The 19020-nt window shown below is 74.7% G+C and carries 17 protein-coding genes; 8 read left to right on the forward strand and 9 right to left on the reverse strand.

From position 1 onward, the window contains the following. The first annotated feature begins 28 nt into the window (after window positions 1-28). Window positions 29-2377 (forward strand): collagenase, encoded by a 2349-nt coding sequence (locus tag ABZ318_RS20800; RefSeq protein ID WP_356903944.1) that lies wholly within the window; start codon window positions 29-31, stop codon window positions 2375-2377. Window positions 2378-2499: 122 nt separating this feature from the next. Beyond that, window positions 2500-3450 (forward strand): ornithine cyclodeaminase family protein, encoded by a 951-nt coding sequence (locus tag ABZ318_RS20805; protein WP_356903945.1) that lies wholly within the window; start codon window positions 2500-2502, stop codon window positions 3448-3450. On the opposite strand, the gene ABZ318_RS20810 is transcribed toward ABZ318_RS20805, so the two are convergent. Beyond that, window positions 3445-4725, reverse strand: a complete 1281-nt coding sequence (locus ABZ318_RS20810) for an NAD(P)/FAD-dependent oxidoreductase (protein ID WP_356903946.1) — start codon at window positions 4723-4725, stop codon at window positions 3445-3447. The genes ABZ318_RS20805 and ABZ318_RS20810 overlap by 6 nt on opposite strands. A gap of 131 nt (window positions 4726-4856) precedes the next feature. Here ABZ318_RS20810 and ABZ318_RS20815 point away from each other — a divergent pair, with 131 nt between their 5' ends. From ABZ318_RS20815 to ABZ318_RS20840, 6 genes are all read left to right on the forward strand, one after another. Continuing rightward, window positions 4857-6041: an FAD-dependent oxidoreductase gene (locus ABZ318_RS20815; protein ID WP_356903947.1), complete on the forward strand. Its 1185-nt coding sequence runs from the start codon at window positions 4857-4859 to the stop codon at window positions 6039-6041. A 34-nt stretch (window positions 6042-6075) separates the two neighbouring features. Further along, on the forward strand, window positions 6076-6390 hold the full coding sequence (locus tag ABZ318_RS20820) for a (2Fe-2S)-binding protein (protein WP_356903948.1): 315 nt from the start codon (window positions 6076-6078) through the stop codon (window positions 6388-6390). Beyond that, entirely contained in the window at window positions 6371-7879 is a 1509-nt protein-coding gene (locus ABZ318_RS20825; RefSeq protein WP_356903949.1) for an NAD(P)/FAD-dependent oxidoreductase, read from the forward strand. Before ABZ318_RS20820 ends, ABZ318_RS20825 begins: the two co-directional genes overlap by 20 nt. A gap of 74 nt (window positions 7880-7953) precedes the next feature. After that, complete coding sequence (locus ABZ318_RS20830; RefSeq protein ID WP_356903950.1) at window positions 7954-8859, forward strand: dihydrodipicolinate synthase family protein; 906 nt, start codon at window positions 7954-7956, stop codon at window positions 8857-8859. A gap of 135 nt (window positions 8860-8994) precedes the next feature. Further along, window positions 8995-9999 carry a proline racemase family protein gene (locus tag ABZ318_RS20835; protein ID WP_356903951.1) on the forward strand — a complete coding sequence of 335 codons (1005 nt, stop codon included), beginning with the start codon at window positions 8995-8997 and terminating at the stop codon, window positions 9997-9999. Window positions 10000-10099: 100 nt separating this feature from the next. Then, window positions 10100-10777, forward strand: a complete 678-nt coding sequence (locus ABZ318_RS20840; RefSeq protein WP_356903952.1) for a GntR family transcriptional regulator — start codon at window positions 10100-10102, stop codon at window positions 10775-10777. 13 nt (window positions 10778-10790) lie between these two features. Here ABZ318_RS20840 and ABZ318_RS20845 read toward each other — a convergent pair whose 3' ends face one another. From ABZ318_RS20845 to ABZ318_RS20880, 8 genes are read right to left on the reverse strand one after another with little or no spacing between them, the layout of a single operon-like run. Continuing rightward, on the reverse strand, window positions 10791-12293 hold the full coding sequence (locus ABZ318_RS20845) for a long-chain fatty acid--CoA ligase (protein WP_356903953.1): 1503 nt from the start codon (window positions 12291-12293) through the stop codon (window positions 10791-10793). Then, on the reverse strand, window positions 12293-13135 hold the full coding sequence (locus ABZ318_RS20850; RefSeq protein WP_356903954.1) for a 4'-phosphopantetheinyl transferase superfamily protein: 843 nt from the start codon (window positions 13133-13135) through the stop codon (window positions 12293-12295). The genes ABZ318_RS20845 and ABZ318_RS20850 overlap by 1 nt, the downstream gene beginning before the upstream one ends. Further along, a complete protein-coding gene (locus ABZ318_RS20855; RefSeq protein ID WP_356903955.1) occupies window positions 13132-14304 on the reverse strand; it encodes an alpha/beta fold hydrolase in 1173 nt (390 codons plus the stop codon). The genes ABZ318_RS20850 and ABZ318_RS20855 overlap by 4 nt, the downstream gene beginning before the upstream one ends. Next, window positions 14301-15275 carry a beta-ketoacyl-ACP synthase III gene (locus ABZ318_RS20860; RefSeq protein WP_356903956.1) on the reverse strand — a complete coding sequence of 325 codons (975 nt, stop codon included), beginning with the start codon at window positions 15273-15275 and terminating at the stop codon, window positions 14301-14303. Before ABZ318_RS20860 ends, ABZ318_RS20855 begins: the two co-directional genes overlap by 4 nt. After that, window positions 15272-16165, reverse strand: coding sequence for an enoyl-ACP reductase FabI (gene fabI / locus ABZ318_RS20865; RefSeq protein ID WP_356903957.1), 894 nt, complete (start codon window positions 16163-16165; stop codon window positions 15272-15274). The genes ABZ318_RS20860 and fabI overlap by 4 nt, the downstream gene beginning before the upstream one ends. Continuing rightward, window positions 16165-17409, reverse strand: a complete 1245-nt coding sequence (locus ABZ318_RS20870; protein WP_356903958.1) for a beta-ketoacyl-[acyl-carrier-protein] synthase family protein — start codon at window positions 17407-17409, stop codon at window positions 16165-16167. The genes fabI and ABZ318_RS20870 overlap by 1 nt, the downstream gene beginning before the upstream one ends. Further along, a complete protein-coding gene (locus ABZ318_RS20875; RefSeq protein ID WP_356903959.1) occupies window positions 17402-17674 on the reverse strand; it encodes a phosphopantetheine-binding protein in 273 nt (90 codons plus the stop codon). The genes ABZ318_RS20870 and ABZ318_RS20875 overlap by 8 nt, the downstream gene beginning before the upstream one ends. A 40-nt stretch (window positions 17675-17714) precedes the next feature. Continuing rightward, window positions 17715-18830 (reverse strand): radical SAM protein, encoded by a 1116-nt coding sequence (locus tag ABZ318_RS20880; RefSeq protein WP_356903960.1) that lies wholly within the window; start codon window positions 18828-18830, stop codon window positions 17715-17717. Window positions 18831-19020: the final 190 nt, after the last annotated feature.

Genomic DNA, 19020 nt, shown 5'->3' on the forward strand with positions numbered 1-19020 from the left:
GCAACCCCCCTCACCAGCAGGAGTTCCGTTGTCCCTCAACAGACGTGTGCGCTCGTCCCTGCTCGCCTCCGCCGTCACGGTCACCCTCCTCGCCTCCGCCGGCCAGGCCGGCGCCTCCGCCACGGGCACGGACGACCGGCCCGCCCCGGCCCCCGCGCTCGGCGCACCGGGCCCGCAGGAGCGGCCGGCGGCCAACCCCTTCGACGAGGTCGAGCACCGGGCCTCCGCCCCGCGCACCACCTTCGGGCCCGCCCCCGCCCCCGGCGGCCACGCCACGGGCCGCGTCCCCGGCCGGGCACCGGCCGCCGCCACCGCGCGGCCGCTCGCAGCCCCCGGCACCACCGCCGCCGGCGTCCCCTGCACCCTCGACGGGATCACCGGCCTCGCCCCGGAGCGGTTCGCCGACTTCCTCGCCGACCCGGCGGTCACCGCCGACGGCTGTCTCCGCGGCCTCATATGGACCTGGGACGCCCGGCTCGCACCCGTGATGTCCGACGCCCACGTCCAGGCCGTCGCCCGCCGCATATCGAGCCTCTCCGCCTCCCACGACGGACGGAACGCCTCCCACCTGGAGGAGATGTTCACGTACCTGCACGCCGTCGCCTACCACGACCACTCGCGCGACGAGATCGACACCACCGACGCGCCCACGGTCGACGCGATCCGCCGGGCCGTCGCCGACTTCGCCGCCGCCGCGCACACCTTCGACGTCACGAAGAGCAACGCGAACACCCTCCGCGAAGCGCTCTACGCGGCCAGCGCGCCCGGCCTCCGCCAGCACCAACTCGGCCTCGTCAAGCGGGTCCTGGCCACCATGGACCCCGCGCACCCCGCCACGAACCTCGACCCGGCCTGGGCGGGTGCCGCGCTCGCCGGCCTCTCCGTCAACTACCTCGGCGTCTACCCCGGCAACCAGGACAGCGCCTTCCACGCGGCCGCCGCCGCCGACCCGGCCTACCGCGCGACCTTCAAGGCCTTCGCGGGCTACGGCCACCTGAAGGGGACCGCCAACGCCTGGGTCGCCCGTGACGCCCTCGGCGAATACGGCCGCTTCGGCCAGATCGACGGCCTCAGGGACGGCGTCGTCGCCGACCTCGGCGCCACCCTCACCACCGTCGTCGGCACCTTCGGCCGCGGCAGCGAGCCGTGGGCGAAGGTCGTCTCCTGGCTCAACACCTACGAGGCCTGCAAGCCGTACGGCGTGTGCAAGGAGGACATCGAGAAGCAGCTCTTCCCGTACACGTACACCTACGACAACGGCGCCATCAAGGTCCGCACCGCCCTCGACCGGGCCACCGTCGACCAGCTCTACTACGCGAGCAAGCAGGTCAAGGCGCAGTACCACCGCGTCCTCGGCACCGAGCAGCCGCTCGCCGGCGACACCAACACCACCCTGAACATCGTCCTCTACGCCTCCCGCGCCGACTACGAGAACTACCACCCCATCCTCACCGGCATGGGCACCAACAACGGCGGCATCTACATCGAGCGCGGCGCCACCTTCTACACGTACCAGCGGCGCGTCCCCCAGGACTCCTCGCTCACGCTGGAGGAGCTCTTCCGCCACGAGTACACCCACTACCTCAACGGCCGCTGGGCCGTCCCCGGCTCCTTCGGCGAGGGCCCCTGGTACCAGGGCGACCGCACCACCGCCATGGACGAGGGCACGGCCGAGTTCTTCGACGGAGCCACCCGCGACAACGGCATCGCCGTCCGCAAGTCCCTCGTCCGCGGCGTCATCAACGACACCGCCGGCGGCGGCCCCCGGATGAACCTGCGCCAGATCCTCCACGCCACCTACGACGGCGACGGCTTCCGCTTCTACAACTACGCGGGCACGTTCTTCGAGTTCCTCTGGACCGAGAAGCCGTCCCTGCTCCGCGAGATGTACGGGCGGCTGCGCGCGAACGACGTCGCCGGCTACGACGCCTGGCGCGAGCGCCTCAGCGCCGACCCCGGCCTCCAGAGCGCCTACGACCGCTTCCTCGACGCGCAGATCGCCAAGGTCGACGACCTGTACGTCCCGAACACCACCTTCACGCCCAACGAGCGGCTCACCTACTCCACCGTCGTGGGAGTGAAGACCGCCTTCGCCAATGCCACGTACAACACCCCGGACTGCGTCGAGAACGGAGACCCGGGCAAGCGCCGCTTCCTGTGCACCGGCCGGATCACCGCGAACCTGTCGAACTGGGCGAGCGAGGACCAGAACTTCAAGGACATGTCCGAGACCGTCGACTACTTCCTCCTCGACCGTGCGGGTGAGTCCCTGAACAACCTGGCCGACATGAACTGCAGCTTCGGACCCGTCGAGATCTGGTCCACCAAGGTCGCGGGCACGTCGAGCTACAGCTGCGAGGGCCCCCTCCGCAGCTGACCGCACCCCACCGCCCGGGCCGGTCCTCCCACGGGGGAGGGCCGGCCCGGCACCACGACTCCCCTCTGGAGGCCGTACTCCGTGAGCACCACCCCCGCCCGGTCCGCACCGCCGAGAACCCCATGACCGACCTGCTCCTGATCGACGCCCCGGCCATGCCCCGCCTCCTGACCCCGGCGGCGGCCGCCGACGTCCTCGCCGAGGTCCTGCGCGCCGGGTTCGACCCCGAGACCGCCCCGCCCCGCACCGCCGTCCCCGTCCCGGCCGGTGAGCTCCTGCTCATGCCCGCCGCCTCCGGCGCGTACGCCGGCGTGAAGATCGCGGGTGTGGCCCCCGGCAACCCGGCCCTCGGCCTGCCCCGCATCACCGGCTCCTATCTGCTCCTCGACGGCGCGGACCTCCGGCCCCTCGCCCTCCTCGACGGGGCGGCCCTCACCGAGCTGCGCACCCCGGCCGTCTCCGCGCTCGCCGTACGCCGTCTGACGCCGGACGACCGGCCGCTGCGCCTCGTCCTCTTCGGCACCGGTCCCCAGGCGTACGGCCACCTGGAGGCCGTGCTCGCGGCGCGCGAGCTCGCCGAGGCGGTCGTCGTCGGGCGCGATCCGATCGGCGCGCGGGCCCTTGCCGGATACGCGCGGACGTTCGGCGTGCCCGCCCGCGCCGGCACGCCCGGCGACGTGGAGGGGGCCGACCTCGTCGTCTGCTGCACCACGGCCCGGGAGCCCCTCTTCGACGGCGCCCGGGTGGCCGCGGGCGCCACCGTCGTCGCCGTCGGTTCGCACGAGCCGACGGCCCGGGAGACGGACACCGCACTCGTGACCCGCGCCGAGGTGTACGTCGAGGCGCGCTCGGCGGCGCTCCGCGAGGCGGGGGACCTGCTCGTCCCGATGGCCCGGGGAGCGATCGGCGAGGACCACGTCGCGGGCACCCTCGCCGATCTGGTGAACGGCCACGACGTGGTGAACGACCGTGCTCTCTCCGGGCGTCCACGGCTCTTCAAGAGCGTGGGCATGGCCTGGGAGGACCTCGCCGTCGCCGGCGCCCTGTACCGCGCGGCCCGCGGGGGCTCATGACCCCGTGTGCGACAGGGGCGCGGTTCGACCGGCCGCGCCCCGGTGCCGGATGTTGACGGCCGCCGCCCTGGCCACGGCCACGGGGTTCAGGAAACGCGGCGGGCCGATCAGGCGGGACGCGAACAGATGCATGTGCCGTGCCAGGGAGGCGTCGCGCGCCGCCGCCGAGAACATCAGCCGCTCCACGGGGTTGAACGGGCGGCCCTTGGCGAAGTCGGCGGCCAGGTACTGGTGGCCGCCCAGGCGGCGCCGGTGCCTGGCCGCGTACACCGCGAGGGACCGGTCGAGGCCGCCCCGGCCGGTCAGGGCCGGGCCGACCGCCTCCGCCAGCCACTGCGCGGACTGCAGGGCCCATCCGCATCCCACCCCCCACAGGGGATCGCCGGTCAGGGCGGCGTCGCCGACGAGAGCGAGCCCCGGCGCCGTCGGCCTGCGGGTGTGCAGCGGGTAGTCGACCGTGCCGGTGATCTTCGTGACGCGCTCGGCGGCGTCGATGGGCGGCGCGTCGGGCAGGGCGCGGACGAACTCCAGGAAGCTGCCCTCCAGGTCCCTCCGGAAGTCCGGGAGCCGCTTCTTGTCCGGGAGCACCGCGACGACCGTCACCCCGTCGTCGTTCGGGAACGCGTAGGCCATGTCGGGCACCAGGAACCAGGCGTGGCTGATCCCGTCGCGCAGCGGAAGACCGCGGAAGTGCGCGAAATAGCCGAAGCGCGCGTTCTCGTGCCGCCGGGTGGGCACCCCGGCGAACCTGGCCACGGCCGAGTCCTTGCCGTCGGCGCCCACGACCAGGCGGGCCCGGATCTCGCGTTCTCCTTCGGGCGTCGAAGCGCGCACCCCGACGGCGCACCCGGCTTCCTGGAGCAGGCCGGTCACCTGGTGGCCGAGGAGCACGTCGACGCCGGGGGTCTCGGCCGCGCGGGACCTGATCATCGGGTCGAGGGTGCTGCGGCGGACGTTGTAGCCGTACGGCAGCTCGGGGCCCGGCGCGGCCCCCGGCTCGATCCAGCCCCAGCGGGTGTACCAGCGGGCCTCGTTGCGGACGGCGCCCGCCTTCTCCAGGGCGGGGAGAAGGCCGAGTTCCTTCAGGACCGGAGTGGCGTTGGCCGTGAGGGAGTGGGTGCACAGCGTCTTGTACGCCGTGGGGCGCGAGCGGCGTTCCAGGAGTGCGACGCGGGCGCCGCGCCGGGCGAGCAGGATCGCCGCGGCGCTGCCGGCGAGGCTCGCGCCGCTGATGACGACGTCGTAGTCGGGTCCCGCGCTCTCAGACTTGGTCATGCGCTGTTCGTCCCCCTCGTGGTGGTCCCACTTCTGTCAGGAACATGAGGACGAGGAACGCGAGCGGTTGTCAAGGGACCAGGCTCTCCGCGGGTCTTGGCAACCCGAGTGCCATGTGAAATATTACTGCCGTGCCCACGAGAAACACCTCGGATGTCATCGTCGTCGGCGCCGGCGTCGTCGGCGCGGCCTGCGCCCACTACGCCGCCCGGGCCGGCCTCTCCGTCACCGTCGTCGACCGCGGTCCCGTCGCCGGCGGCACGACGGGAGCCGGTGAGGGAAACCTCCTGGTCTCCGACAAGGAGCCGGGACCCGAGCTCGAACTCGCCCTGATCTCCACCGCGTTGTGGCGGGAGCTGGCCGAACTGCTCCCGCCCCAGGTCGAGTACGAGGCGAAGGGCGGCCTCGTCGTCGCCTCGGACGAGCCCGGGATGCGCGCCCTGCGCGCTTTCGCGGCCCGCCAGGAGAAGGCGGGCGTCACCAGCCGGGAGGTCCCCGAGGGCCGGCTCCACGACCTGGAGCCCCACCTCGCACCCACCCTGGCGGGCGGCTTCCACTACCCCCAGGACGCCCAGGTGATGCCCGCCCACGCGGCGGCCCGGCTGCTGCGCACGGGGGGCGGACGGATCCGGCCGCGCCTGGGGGAGGAGGTCACCGCTCTCCTCACCGGCCCCGCCGGGGAGATCCGCGGCGTACGGACCACCGCCGGCGAGATCCACGCCCCGCAGGTGGTCAACGCCGCCGGAACCTGGGGCGGCGCCCTCGCCGGACTCGCGGGCGTCCACCTGCCCGTGCTGCCCCGCAGGGGCTTCGTCCTCGTCACCGAACCGCTCCCGCGCGTGGTGCGCCACAAGGTGTACGCCGCCGACTACGTCGCCGACGTCGCCAGCGGCTCCGCCGCGCTCCAGACCTCTGCGGTCGTCGAGGGCACCCCGGCGGGCCCGGTCCTGATCGGCGCCAGCAGGGAACGCGTCGGCTTCGACCGGACGCTCTCCACCGAGGTCCTGCGCCGGCTCGCCGCCGGAGCCACCGCGCTGTTCCCCGTCCTCGGCACCGTACGGGCCGTCCGCACCTACCTCGGCTTCCGCCCCTACCTGCCGGACCACCTGCCCGCCATCGGACCCGACCCGCGCGTCCCCGGCCTGCTCCACGCCTGCGGCCACGAAGGAGCGGGCATCGGACTCGCCCCCGTGACGGGGCGGATCGTCACCGCCTGCCTGACCGGCGACGAACCACCCCTCGACATCCACCCGTTCCGGCCCGAACGCTTCGTCGACACCGCACCCGTCGCACGCCCCGCACCCCTCGCGCCCTGAGGCGCACGCACCCACCGTCACGAGAGGAGGGCCCGTGGCCCGCACCCCCGCCGACCTCGTCGGCGCACGCCCCGATCCGCCGTTCGAGATCACCTTCGACGGCCGTCGCGTCACCGCCCTGCCGGGCCAGACCGTCGCCGCCGCCCTCTGGGGCGCCGGCATCCTGGCCTGGCGCACCACCCGGGACGGCGGCCGGCCGCGCGGCGCCTTCTGCGGCATCGGCCAGTGCTACGACTGCCTCGCCACCGTCAACGGCGAACCCAACCGGCGCGCCTGCCTGGTCCCGGCCCGCCCCGGCGACGCGATCACCACCCAGGAGGGACACGGCCATGACCGCCTCGCCGTCTGAGCGGGAACCGTCCGAGCGGTCCCAGCCGGAACCGTCCGTGCCGGAGGCGCGTCACGAGCCGTACGACCTCGCGGTCGTGGGAGCGGGCTCCGCGGGCCTCGCCGGCGCCGTCACGGCCGCCGAACTCGGGCTGTCCGTAGCGCTCCTCGACGCCTCCGCCCAGACCGGCGGGCAGTTCCACCGACACCCGGCGCCCACCCTCGGAGCCCGGCGCCCCGAGGCCCTGCACCACGACTGGTCCGCCTTCACCGACCTCCGCCGACGCCTCGCCGGAAGCCGTGTCACCCACCTCGCCGGGCACCACGTGTGGTCCACGGTGCGGGAGGACGACGGGACCTGGACCGTGCACGCCGTCACCGGAGCCGACGCGGCCGCCGAGCGACCCGCACGGATCCGGGCCCGGACGCTGCTGCTCGCCACCGGGGCGTACGAACGTCAACTCCCCTTCCCCGGCTGGACCCTGCCCGGCGTCGTGGGCGCGGGCGGAGCGCAGGCCATGCTCAAGTCCGGCCTCGTGCTGCCGGGCCGCCGCGTCGTCGTGGCCGGCAGCGGCCCCCTGCTGCTCGCCGTCGCCTCCTCCCTCGCCGCCGCCGGCGCACGGGTGCCGGCGGTGGTCGAGGCCGCCGGCTACCTCCGGTACGCCCGCAGCCCCCTGCCCCTCCTCGCCAACCCGGCGAAGGCGGCCGAAGCGCTGTCGCACGGCGCCGCACTGCTCCGGCACCGCGTCCGCGTCCGGCTGCGCAGCGCCGTCACCGACGTGCACGGCACCGACCGGGTGGAGGCCGTCACCGTCACCCGCCTCGACGCCGACTGGCGCCCCGTGCCGGGGACGGGCCGCCGGATCACCTGCGACGCCCTGGCCGTCGGCCACGGCCTCGTCCCGCAGATCGAACTGGCCACGACCCTCGGCTGCGCCACCCGACGGCTCCCCGACGGAACCCTGGGCCTCGCCCTGGACGACCTCCAGGAGACCTCGGAGCCCGGCCTGTGGGCGGCGGGCGAGACCGGGGGAGTCGGCGGCGCCGAACTCGCCCGTACGGAAGGCGAGCTGGCCGCTCGCGCCGTCGCCGCGCGACTCCTCGGCCGCCGCACCGACGAGGACCGGATCGCCGGACTGCGGCGCCGCAGGAACCGGCTGCGCGCCTTCGCCGACGTGATGTCCGCCGCCCACGCCCCGGGCCCCGGCTGGCAGGGCTGGCTCACCGACGACACGGACGTGTGCCGCTGCGAGGAGGTCACCGCCGGACGGATCCGCGAAGCGGTGGCCGAGCTCGGCGCGCGGGACGCGAGAACCGTCAAGCTGCTCACCCGGGCCAGCATGGGCTGGTGCCAGGGGCGGATGTGCGGGACGGCCGTCTCCTGCCTCGCCGCGCGCGGCGGCGCCCCCGAACCGCCCGCCGAGCGCCGCCCGTTCGCCGTACCGGTCCGGCTCTCGACGCTCGCCGCGCTCGACGAGGAACCGGCCGATCCGCACCCCCGGGCTTCCTGAGGGGGAGAGGCCCGCGCGGGCCTCTCTTCTTCACGCATCTGTAAAATGTCACACGCTACAGAAAGGTCATCGACATGACCACCACCTGGAACACCGACCGCCCCTGGCGCGGGATCATGGTCGCCACCACCCTCCCCTTCCGCGCGGACCTCTCCGTCGACCACGACGCCTACGCCGAGCACGTCGCCCGGCTGATCGCCGAGGGCTGCGACGGCGTCGTCCCGAACGGCTCCCTCGGCGAGTACCAGACCCTCACCGACACGGAGCGCGCCCGGGTCGTCCGTACCGCCGTCGAAGCGGCCGGCGACGGGGCCAGGGTCATGCCCGGCGTCTCCGCGTACGGCAGCGCCGAGGCCCGCCGCTGGGCCGAACAGGCCGCCGAGGCCGGCTGCGGCTCGGTCCTCCTCCTGCCGCCCAACGCCTACCGCGCCGACGAACGGTCCGTACGCGCCCACTACGCCGAGGTGGCCGGCGCCGGACTGCCGGTCGTCGCCTACAACAACCCCTACGACACCAAGGTCGACCTCACCCCCGACCTGCTCGCGCGGCTGCACGCCGACGGCAGCATCGTCGCGGTCAAGGAGTTCAGCGGCGACGTCCGCCGCGCCTACGAGCTCGCCGAACTCGCCCCCGGCCTCGACCTGCTGATCGGTGCCGACGACGTCCTCCTGGAGCTGGCCGTGGCGGGCGCGGTCGGCTGGATCGCCGGCTACCCCAACGCCCTCCCGCGCGCCTGCGCCACCCTCTACCGCGCCGCCGTCGCGGGCGACCTCGCCGTCGCGCTGCCGCTCTACAGGTCCCTGCACTCTTTGCTGCGTTGGGACTCCAAGACCGAGTTCGTCCAGGCGATCAAGCTCTCCATGGACCTCGCCGGCCACACCGGCGGCCCCACCCGCCCGCCCCGCCACCCGCTCACCCCCGAACAGGAGGCCGTCGTGCGCGCCGCCACGGAGAAGGCCCTCGCCGAGGGCCACGCGTAGGACCTCCACTCCGCACGCCGTACGCCCGTGAGGCCAGTACGCCCCGAGCGCGTACGCCCCTGAGCCCGTACGCCCCTGAGCCCGTACGCCCCTCAATCAGCCCGGCCCTCAATCCGCCCGTCCGAAGGGGACCCCATGCGCACCCGCCACGTCTACCACGCGGTGGACTCCCACACCGAAGGCATGCCCACCCGCGTCATCACCGGCGGCTTCGGCCTCGTCCCCGGCGCCACCATGGCCGAGAAGCGGCTCCACTTCGCCGAGCACCTCGACCACGTCCGCACCCTCCTCATGTACGAACCGCGCGGCCACGCGGCGATGAGCGGCGCGATCCTCCAGCCGCCCACCCGCCCCGACGCCGACTACGGCGTCCTCTACATCGAGGTGTCCGGCCTGCTGCCGATGTGCGGTCACGGCACCATCGGCGTCGCCACCGTCCTCGTCGAGACGGGCATGGTGCCGGTCGTCGAACCGGTCACCACCGTCCGACTCGACACCCCCGCCGGGCTCGTGAGCGTCGACGTCCGCGTCGAGGACGGCCGGGCCCGCTCCGTGACCCTCACCAACGTGCCCGCCTTCTCCGTCGGCCTCGACCTCAAGGCGGACGTGCCCGGGTACGGCACGGTCACCTACGACCTCGCGTACGGAGGCAACTTCTACGCCTTCGTCGACCTCGACTCGCTGGGCCTGCCCTTCGACCGCGCCCACAAGGACGAGCTGCTCGCCGCCGGGCTCGCGATCATGGACGCCGTCAACGCCGGCCCCGACCGGCCCGTCCACCCCGAGAACCCGGCCTTCGCCGGAGTGAAGCACGTCTACCTGACCGCGCCCGGCTCCGACGCGACCCGTTCGCGCCACGCCATGGCCATCCACCCCGGCTGGTTCGACCGCTCCCCGTGCGGCACGGGCACCAGCGCCCGCATGGCCCAGCTGCACGCGCGCGGACTCCTCGCCCCGCACGCCGACTTCGTCAACGAGTCCTTCATCGGCACCGAGTTCACCGGACGGATCGTCGGCGAGACGGTCGTGGGCGGGCTGCCCGCCGTCGTCCCCACCGTCACCGGCCGCGCCTGGATCACCGGCACGGCCCAGTACTTCCTCGACCCCGACGACCCGTTCCCCGCCGGATTCCTGCTCTGAGTCGCCCGGGGGCACTCGGGGGGCGCTCGGGGTCACTCGGGCCGGTCAGGGAAACGTGACATTGTACGATGCTCCCCCGTGACTTCTCGGAGGACGCACGATGGGTGACCTGAAGCAGTACGGCCTCGTCAGAGCCCAGGAACGGCTCCGCGACCAGGTCGGCCACGCCCTTCGCGCCGCCCTGATCGCCGGGGAACTGCGCCCCGGCCAGGTCTACTCGGCCCCCGGCCTCGCGAGCGACCTCGGCGTCTCCGCGACCCCGGTCCGCGAGGCCATGCTCGACCTGGCCCGCGAGGGCCTGGTCGAGCCCGTCCGCAACAAGGGCTTCCGCATCACCGAGGTCAGCGAGCGGGACCTCGACCAGTACACGGAGCTGCGGACCCTCATCGAGGTCCCCACCATCGGCCGGGTCACCCGCAGCGCCGCCCGGGAGCGGCTGGAGGAGCTGCGCCCGGTCGCCGAGGAGATCGTCTCGCGCGCCCGCGAGCACGACCTCATCGGCTACCTGGAGGCGGACCGCCGCTTCCACCTCGCGCTGCTCGCCCTGTCCGGGAACGACCGGCTCGTCGAGACCGTCGGCGACCTGCGCAAGCGCTCCCGGCTCTACGGACTGACCGGCCTCGACGAGGCCGGCAAGCTCGTCTCCTCCGCAGAGGAGCACCTCGAACTCCTCGACCTGATGATCGCCGGGGACGCGCCCGGCGCCGAGGCGTGCATGCACCGCCACCTCGGCCACGTGCGCTCCCTGTGGGCGGACGCGGACGACTCCTCGGCCTGACCGGCGCGGCCCGCTACGCACCCTCCGGCGGGACGATCGCCCGCTTGAGGACCTTCCCCGTCGGCCCCTTCGGGAGGGCGTCCGTGAGCCAGATCCGGCGCGGGTACTTGTACGGGGCGAGCCGCTCCCGCACATGGGCGCGCAGCTCGGCGGGGGAGACCCGGCCGCCGGGCCGCAGGACGACCGCGGCGGCGACCTCCTGCCCGTGCACCGGGTGCGGGACGCCGAGGACGGCGGCCTCCGCCACGCCCGGGTGGAGGTGGAGTACCTCCTCCACCTCCCTCGGATACACGTTGAACCCGCCCCGGATCACGACGTCCTTGAGGCGGTCGACCACCCGGAAGTCGCCGGACGCGTCCCGGGTGCCCAGGTCGCCGGTGTGCAGCCAGCCGTCCCGTACCGTCTCGGCGGTGGCCTCCGGACGGCGCCAGTAGCCCTTCATGACGTTGTGCCCCCGGATGACGAGCTCGCCGACCTCGCCGTCCGGGACCTCCTTGCCGTCCCGGTCCACCACCCGCATCTCCACGCCCTCGATCGGGATGCCGATCGTGCCGGGGGAGCGCGGCCGGTCGATCCGGTTCACACAGGCCAGCGGGGAGGACTCGGACAGCCCGTACCCCTCGAGGACCGCGCAGCCGAAGCCGGACTCGAAACCGGTGAGCACCGCCACCGGGAGGGGCGAGCCGCCGCACAGGCAGACCCGCAGCGAGGAGACGTCGTGGACCGCGCGGTCCGGATGCCGCAGCAGCAGCCCGTACATGGTGGGGACGCCGAGGAAGACCGTGACCCGGTCCCGGGCGACGAGCGCGAGCGCGTCCGCCGGGTCGAAGCGGGCCATGAGGGTCAGACAGGCGGCCACCGACACCGCGCAGTTGAGCCCGATCACCTGCCCGAAGGAGTGGAAGAGGGGCAGCCCGCCGAAGACCACGTCCGAGGGACCGAGCCCCAGGACCCGCACGCCTTCGCCGACGTTGCGCCGGATGTTGCGGTGGGTGAGCTCGGCGCCCTTCGGCGCCCCGGTCGTGCCGGAGGTGTAGAGCACGACCGCCGTGTCCTCCGGGGCCCGGGAAACGGGCGCCACGCGCGCGTGGTCCGCCAACAGCGCCGTGAACGCGGCCGGTTCGACCGCGAGGTGCGGAGTGCCCGCCAGCCGGGCGCCCTCGGCCGCCTCCTCGCCGTCCCGGTGCCAGGACAGCAGCAGCGCGGCCTCGGCGTCCGCCAGACAGTGGCGGACCTCGCCCGCCCGCAGCAGCGGATTGAGCGGGACGACGATCGCGCCCGCCCGCAGGATGCCGTAGTAGAGCACGGCGAACAGCGTGCTGTTCGGCAGCATGAGGGCCACCCGGTCGCCGGGGCCGACCCCGCGCGCGTGCAGCAGCGCGGCGGCGCGGTGGGCGAGGTCGTCGAGCGCGCCGTACGTCAGCGTCTCGGCGCCGAGCCGCAGCGCGGTCCTGCCGGGGTGCACGGCCGCGCTCCGGGCGAGCAGCGCGGGAACGGTGCCGTCGTCGACGCTCATCAGCGGTACTCCTTCGGGGCCGTGCGGTGCGGAGGAAGCGGTACGGGGCGGGGGACGGCGACCGCGGTCAGCAGCAGGCCCTCCCGGACGAGCCAGCGACCGGCCAACACGCGCGGAAAGGGACCAGGCCCCACAGGCACCGGGACCAGAATCCGCGCCCGGAACCGACCGGAGGCCCGGGGGAGCTCCGTACGCGCGCATGCGGGCGGATGCGAGGGGTCGTCACGTGTGCGTGCGGGCTGGTGAGGGCCGTCGGGCGCGTCGAGCCGCCATGACACCTCGGCGTCCTCGAAGCCGAGCCAGGTGCCTCCGTACCCGCTCCAGGCCTTGTAGACGGACTCCTTGGCACTGAACAGCAGCCGGTCCCAGGCGATGTCCGGCCGCCGGGCGGCCAGCTCGCGCAGCCGCGCCTTCTCCGGGCCGAAGACCACCTCCTCACGGACCTCGGACGGCAGCGGCGCGTGCGGCTCGGCGTCGATGCCGAGGCCGAGGAAACGGGCGGCCGGCGCCACCGCCGCGCCCCGGTACCCCGCGCAGTGCGTGATGCTGCCGACGGTGCCCGCGGGCCACGCCGGCGCTCCGCGCCGCCCCCGCAGGAGCGGGGCCGCCGCGACCCCGAGGCCCGCGAGCGCCCGATGGGCGCAGAGCCGGGCCGTCGCGAACTCCCGCCGCCTGCCGGGCGTGGCGCGCGCCATCAGGGCCTCCTCCTCGGCGAAGAGCCACGAGGGACGGGGGTCGTCGTCCGCCCCGGGGCCGTCCACCGCCCCGGTCTCCTCGGCCCAGTGCACCCGCTCGGGCAGCAGCGCGCCGAGCAGGAGGCGCCCCTCGCTTCGCACCCTCACGCCCGGGCACCCGACGGCGTACTGCCACGGCCCGCGGCCGGGACCGAAGGCACGGCACCGGGTCCGGCCGTGCCCGCCGAGGTGGCACCGGGTCTGCCCGCGCCCGCCGAGGCGGTGCCGGGTCCGCCCGCGCCCGCCGGGGCGGTGCCCTGCCGCGCGCCCGTACCCGCCGGGGTGGCACCGGGTCCGCCCGTGCCCGTCACGGCGGTGCCCTGCCTCCCGCCCGCGCCCGCCGGGGTGGCACCGGGTCCGCCCGCGCCCGCCGGGGCGGTGCCCGGCCCGGCCGTCGTCGTCGGCGGGAACTCCGCCCACGTCGCGATCCGTTCGACGAGTCCCGCGTTGTGCCGGATCCAGCGGAAGTGGTCGAGCCGCCGGCCGCCGGCGTCCGAGGACCGGTAGCTCCAGCGCCGGACCCGGGCCGAGGTGAGCTTCGCGCACAGGTGGTCCACGGCCCGAGGCGGCGCCAGCGCGTCGCCCTCGACGTCGACGGCGAGCACGGGCAGGTCGACGCGCCCCAGCGCCGCCTCGTAGTCGGCGGCGGCGCCCCCGGCCCCGTACCGCCCGGTCCGCATCTGCCGCGCCCAGTCCCGCATCACGCCCACGGACTCGCGCCCGCCGAAGCCGAACCGGTGCCCCGGCCAGTACCCGAGCAGCTCCGCCCCGGCCACGCACAGCAGGCTCCGTACGAGCCACCGAGCCCCCGGCCGGGGATCCGTCCCCGTGCCGAGCGCGCGCCACCACGCCGAACCGCTGGCCACCAGGACGACCCCCGCGAGGCGCGGCCGGAAAAGCCCGCAGTGCACCAGACCGAGCTGGCCGCCGAGGCTGTGGCCGAGCAGCAGCCTCGGCGCCCGGGGGAAGGCGCGCTCGACCGCGTCGAGGACCGCGCCGATGTCGTGCTCGACGAGCTCGCGGTAGCCGAAGCGGACCCCGCGCGCCGGGACCGGGGTGCTCTCGCCGTGGCCCCGCAGGTCCGTCGTCACCACGGTCGCGCCCCGCCGGTGCAGCGCCCGTACCAGCGGGGTGTAGTGGCGGGCGGCGGTGCCCATCGCGGGGAGGACGACCACGACCGGGGCGGTCGGCTCGACGCGCGCGTGGACCCGGACCACGAGCGCGGCGCCGTCCGGGGCGGTGAGCTCGGCGAGTACGGGAAAGGGGGAGGTCCTCATCCCGCCTCCACGGGCTCGGCCCCCGGTTCCGTCAGGCGCCAGCCGATCACCCCCGCGCCCCAGGTGACGCCCGCGCCGAACGCCGCCACCCCGAGCAGACCCGTCGGGCCGAGGCGGCCCTCCCGCCAGGCCTGGTGGAGGGCGAGGGGGATGGAGGCGGAGGAGGTGTTGGCGACCCGGTCGACGTTCAGGTAGAGCCGCTCCGGCGCGACGCCGAGCTCCTTGCCCACCGCGCGCACGATGCGCGCGTTGGCCTGGTGGGCGACGAACAGGTCGACGTCGTCGGCGGTCAGTTCCCGCCGCGCGAGGACGTCCCGGGCCGCCTCGCTCATCCGCTCCACGGCCTGGACGAAGATCTCGGGGCCGTCCATCCGGAGCTTCCGGTCGTACCGGTCGGCGTAGAGCAGCGGAACCAGCTCCCCGTCCGAGCCGAGCCGGAACGCGGGCCCGACGGAGGGGCCCGGGTCCACGTCCGCCACGACCACCGCCCCGGCGCCGTCGCCGAGCAGCACCGCCGTCGAGCGGTCCTCGTGGTCGGTGATCCGGGTGAGCGCCTCGGCGCCGCAGACCAGCACGGTGCCCGCCCGGCCCGACTCGATCAGGGCGACGGCGTGGTCCAGGGCGTACACGAACCCGGCGCAGGCCGCGTGCAGATCGAACGCGGCGGCCCGGTCCGCGCCGAGTCGGGCGGCCACCTCCACGGCGAGCCCCGGGGTCGTCCGGTCGGGGGTCGTGGTCGCCACGACGACGTGCCCCACCTCGCGCGCGGTGCGGCCCGACTGGGCGAGGGCGGTCCGGGAGGCGGCCAGGGCGAGGTCGGCGAGGTGTCCGTCCTCCGGCAGGAAGTGGCGCTGCCGGATTCCGGTCCGCTTGACGATCCACTCGTCGGAGGAGCCGATGGCGGCGAAGTGACTGTTGGGCACGGCCCGTTCGGGCAGCGCCGAGCCGACGCCGACGATCGCCGCGGTCATGAGCGGTCCTCCTTGCCGGCGCGGGGCGGGGCGCCGATGCCCGGGGGTTCGCCGACGGCGCCGACCCCCATGCGGACGGCGTGCATCCCGCCGTCCGCGTGCACGATCTCCCCGGTGACGGTGGCCGCCAGGTCCGAGAGCAGGAACAGGACGGGGCCGACGAGCCGGGCCGGATCGGCGCGGCTCCAGCCGAGCGGCGCCTCCTGCTCCCAGCGGTCGGCGATCCGGTCGAAGGTGCTGACGGCCCGCCCGGCCACGGTCTCGACCGGACCGGCGGCGACGAGGTTGACGCGGATGCCGGAGTGCCCCAGGTAGAGCGCGAGGTAGCGGCAGACCGCGCCGAGCGTGGCCTTGCCGACCCCCATCCAGTCGTATCCCGGCCAGGCCCCGGACGAGTCGAAGTCGAGCCCGACGACGCTGCCCCTGGCCGCGCCGGCGCCGCCGCCCTCACGCAGCAGCGGGGCGAGCGCGGTGGTCAGCGAGTGCAGCGAGAACGCCGCCGTGCGCAGGGCGAGCGTCGCGTCCTCCACGGACGTGGTGAGGAAGTTGCCGCTGAGCGCGGACTGCGGGGCGGCGGCGATCGCGTGCAGGACGCCGTCGACCGCGCCCCAGCGGCGCTCCAGCTCCTTCGTGAGCGCGTCCAGGTCCTCGGGACGCGTCACGTCGAGCTCCAGGACGTCGGCCGGGTACGGCAGGCCCGAGGCCGCCGCCTCCGTGATCCGCCGGGTCCGCCCGAAGCCCGTCAGCAGGACCTCCGCGCCCGCCTCCTGGAGCGCCCGCGCGGTGTGCCAGGCGATCGAGTCGTCGTTGAGGACCCCGGTCACCAGATAGCGGCGCCCCGAGAAGCCGAGCAGGTCGGGGATGCCGTGGGGGTCGCGGGACGCGCGCATCAGGACCGCCCTTCCACGGCCAGGACGAGGGCCGCGTTGTGTCCGCCGAAGCCGAAGGAGGTGGAGAGGCCGTACAGCACGCCCGTACGCGCGCGCGTGGTGAGCTTCCGCGGCGCCCGGACGAGGTCGAGCGGGCCGAGCGCCGGGTCGGGGTGGCGCAGCCCCGCCGTCGGGGGCGCCACGCCGTGCCGCAGCGCCTGGAGGGTGGCGATGGCCTCGACCGCGCCCGCCGCCCCGAAGAGGTGCCCGAGGGCGCCCTTGCCGGAGGAGAGCGGCAGCTCCGCGAGGACGCCGGCGCCGAGGGCGCCCCGCAGCGCCTCGCACTCCAGACGGTCGTTGAGGGCGGTCCCGGTCCCGTGGGCGTTGACGTACGCCAGTTCCCCGGGCGCCACCGAGGCCTCCCGCAGCGCGAGCGTGACCGCCCGGGCCGCGGGCCCGCCGTCGGGGGCGGGCGCGGTGACGTGATGGGCGTCGGAGGTCGCCGCGTACCCCCGTACGACTCCGAGGACCTCGGCCCCGCGGCGGGCGGCGCCCGCCGCCGTCTCCAGGACGAGGATCCCGGCGCCCTCGCCGATCACGAAGCCGTCGCGGTCCCGGTCGAAGGGGCGGGAGGAACCGCTCGGCGAGAGGGCGCCGGCGTTCGCGAAGGCGGCCGCCACCAGGTCCGAGGAGGACGCCTCCGCGCCGCCCACCACGACGGCGTCGGCCGCCCCCGAGGCCAGGAGCCGCATCCCCGTACCGACGGCCTGCGCGCCGCTGCTGCACGCGGACGCGACGCACAGGCTCTCGCCGCGGAAGCCGTGCCGCATGGAGAGGTGGGCGGCGGCCGCGTTCGCCATCATCTGCGGGATCATCAGCGGCGAGACGAACCCGGCGCCCTCCTTCTCGTACACCTCCCGCTGCGCCTCGAAGGAGGCCGTGCCGCCGAGCCCGCAGCCGATGACACAGGCGACGCGCTCGGGGAGCCAGGGGGACGGGGTGCCCGTCCGGTGCCCGGCCCGGGTCAGGGCCTCCTCGGCCGCCACCAGGGCCAGCTGGGTGAACCGGTCGGTGCGGCGCACCAGGTTCCGCGGCAGACGGTCGCCGGCGGTGAAGTCCGCGTGCCGGACGGCCGGATGGGAGCCCGCCACCGCCGTGTCCCCGGCGACGGCGCGCTCGTGGAGCACGTCGGCGCCGACGCCGAGCGGGGTGACCGCGCCGAAACCGGTGACGACGACCTCCCGGTCCCGCCGCGGATCACTCAACTCCGGCCTTCTGATAGCACAGTTCGAGGATCTGGCCGACGGTCTCGATGCCGTCGAAGTCCTTCGTGCGGACCGGTACGCCGAGGTCCCGCTTGACGGACTGGGCGAGCTCGACCATGTCCAGCGAGTCGATCTCCAGGTCGTCGAGCGCGGCCCCCGGCAGGACGTCGCCCTCGTCGACGCCCAGTTCGACGAGGGCCTCGGTGATGAACTGCTCGATGGTGGCGCGGTCCAGCGTCGTGGACGTCGCGGATGTCTCGGACATGACTCTCCCGTGCGGTGTGGTGTGGGGATCGGGGCTGCGGTCAGGGAGTGGCGAGCTTCGAGGCGTGGTACGGGGACCAGTGCCACTGGCGCCAGTAGCTCTCCGCGATGTCCACCCACTCCTCCAGGCGCGCGGCGCTGTCCAGGAAGCGGGAGGCGCTGACCACCAGCCAGCTGTAGACGGCCTGGCTGTCGCGGCAGCCGCCGCAGTCCCCGGACGTGCAGCAGAACTGCAGCGACTCGTAGTCGGCGCCCCAGGCGGCGAAGCCCGGGATCACCGGGTTGCCGTTGGCGACCCGCTCCTCGTGGTCGGGATGGTCGACGCTGAGGCTCGGGCAGACGTCGTACCCGAAGCGCGCCCCCCAGTGCGAGGTGCCGGTGATGAGGCTGCGGATGAAGTACGGGTGGCTGACCACGGCCTCGGGGTACGCCTCCTTGACCCGCAGGGCCTCGTCGAGGACGCGGCGCTCGTTCTCGATCTGGATCGGGTTGTCCGAGCCGTGCTCGCTGTAGAAGTTGAAGGTGACGATGTTGCCGTTCTCGGCGATCTTGCGCACGGTCGGTTCGAGGTACGGCAGCCCGGCCTCGGAGAGCGCGAAGATGAACAGGACGCGCGGGTCGTCCTTGTAGTGCGAGAGCGCCGTGTCGAACAGGCCGGTGAACTTCGAGCCGTTGACCCGGATGGCCCGCAGGTCGTCGTCGAGCGGCCCGCCGCCGAAGATGCTGACGGCCACGGCGATGTGCTCGAAGCCCTGCACGGGCATCGGACGCAGACCGTTGGTCGAGATCGTGATGTACGGCAGCTCCTCGACGAAGGCCTCCACCCGGCGCAGCACCAGGGTCGGCTCACCGCCGATCAGCGTGGCCTGGTTGACCCCCTCGTCCCGCAGCCGGCGGGCGAAGGAACGGATCTTGTCGACGTCCGAGAGCTCGCGCACCGCGGTGTCGAAGCCGCCCTCGAAGTACCAGCAGCCCTTGCAGCGGATGTTGCAGGTGTTGGTGAGGTGGACCTCGCACGAGCGCACCTCCCGGCCGAGACGGCGCAGCCTGTGCAGGCGCTCGGCGAGGTCGGGACGCTCGGCCAGGAGGGCGGCGGTGCGCTCCTTCGCCTCACGGCGGCCGAGCGGGCGCGGGGTGATGGTCAGGGGGGTGGCCATGGGCTGCGGACTCCTCGGTCGGACTGCTGCTCGGTGTCTCTCTCGCGCTCGCGCTCTCTGGCCGTACGGGGGGTGGGCGGTGTACGGGCTCTTGGCCGTACGGGGGGCGTACGGGTTCCTGGTCGTACCGGGGGCCGGGCGGCGTACGGGCTCTTGGTCGCACCGGGGGCCGGGCGGCGTACGGGCTCTT

The organism is Streptomyces sp. NPDC006197 (genome assembly GCF_040613865.1).
In the GTDB taxonomy this organism is placed as follows: Bacteria; Actinomycetota; Actinomycetes; order Streptomycetales; family Streptomycetaceae; genus Streptomyces.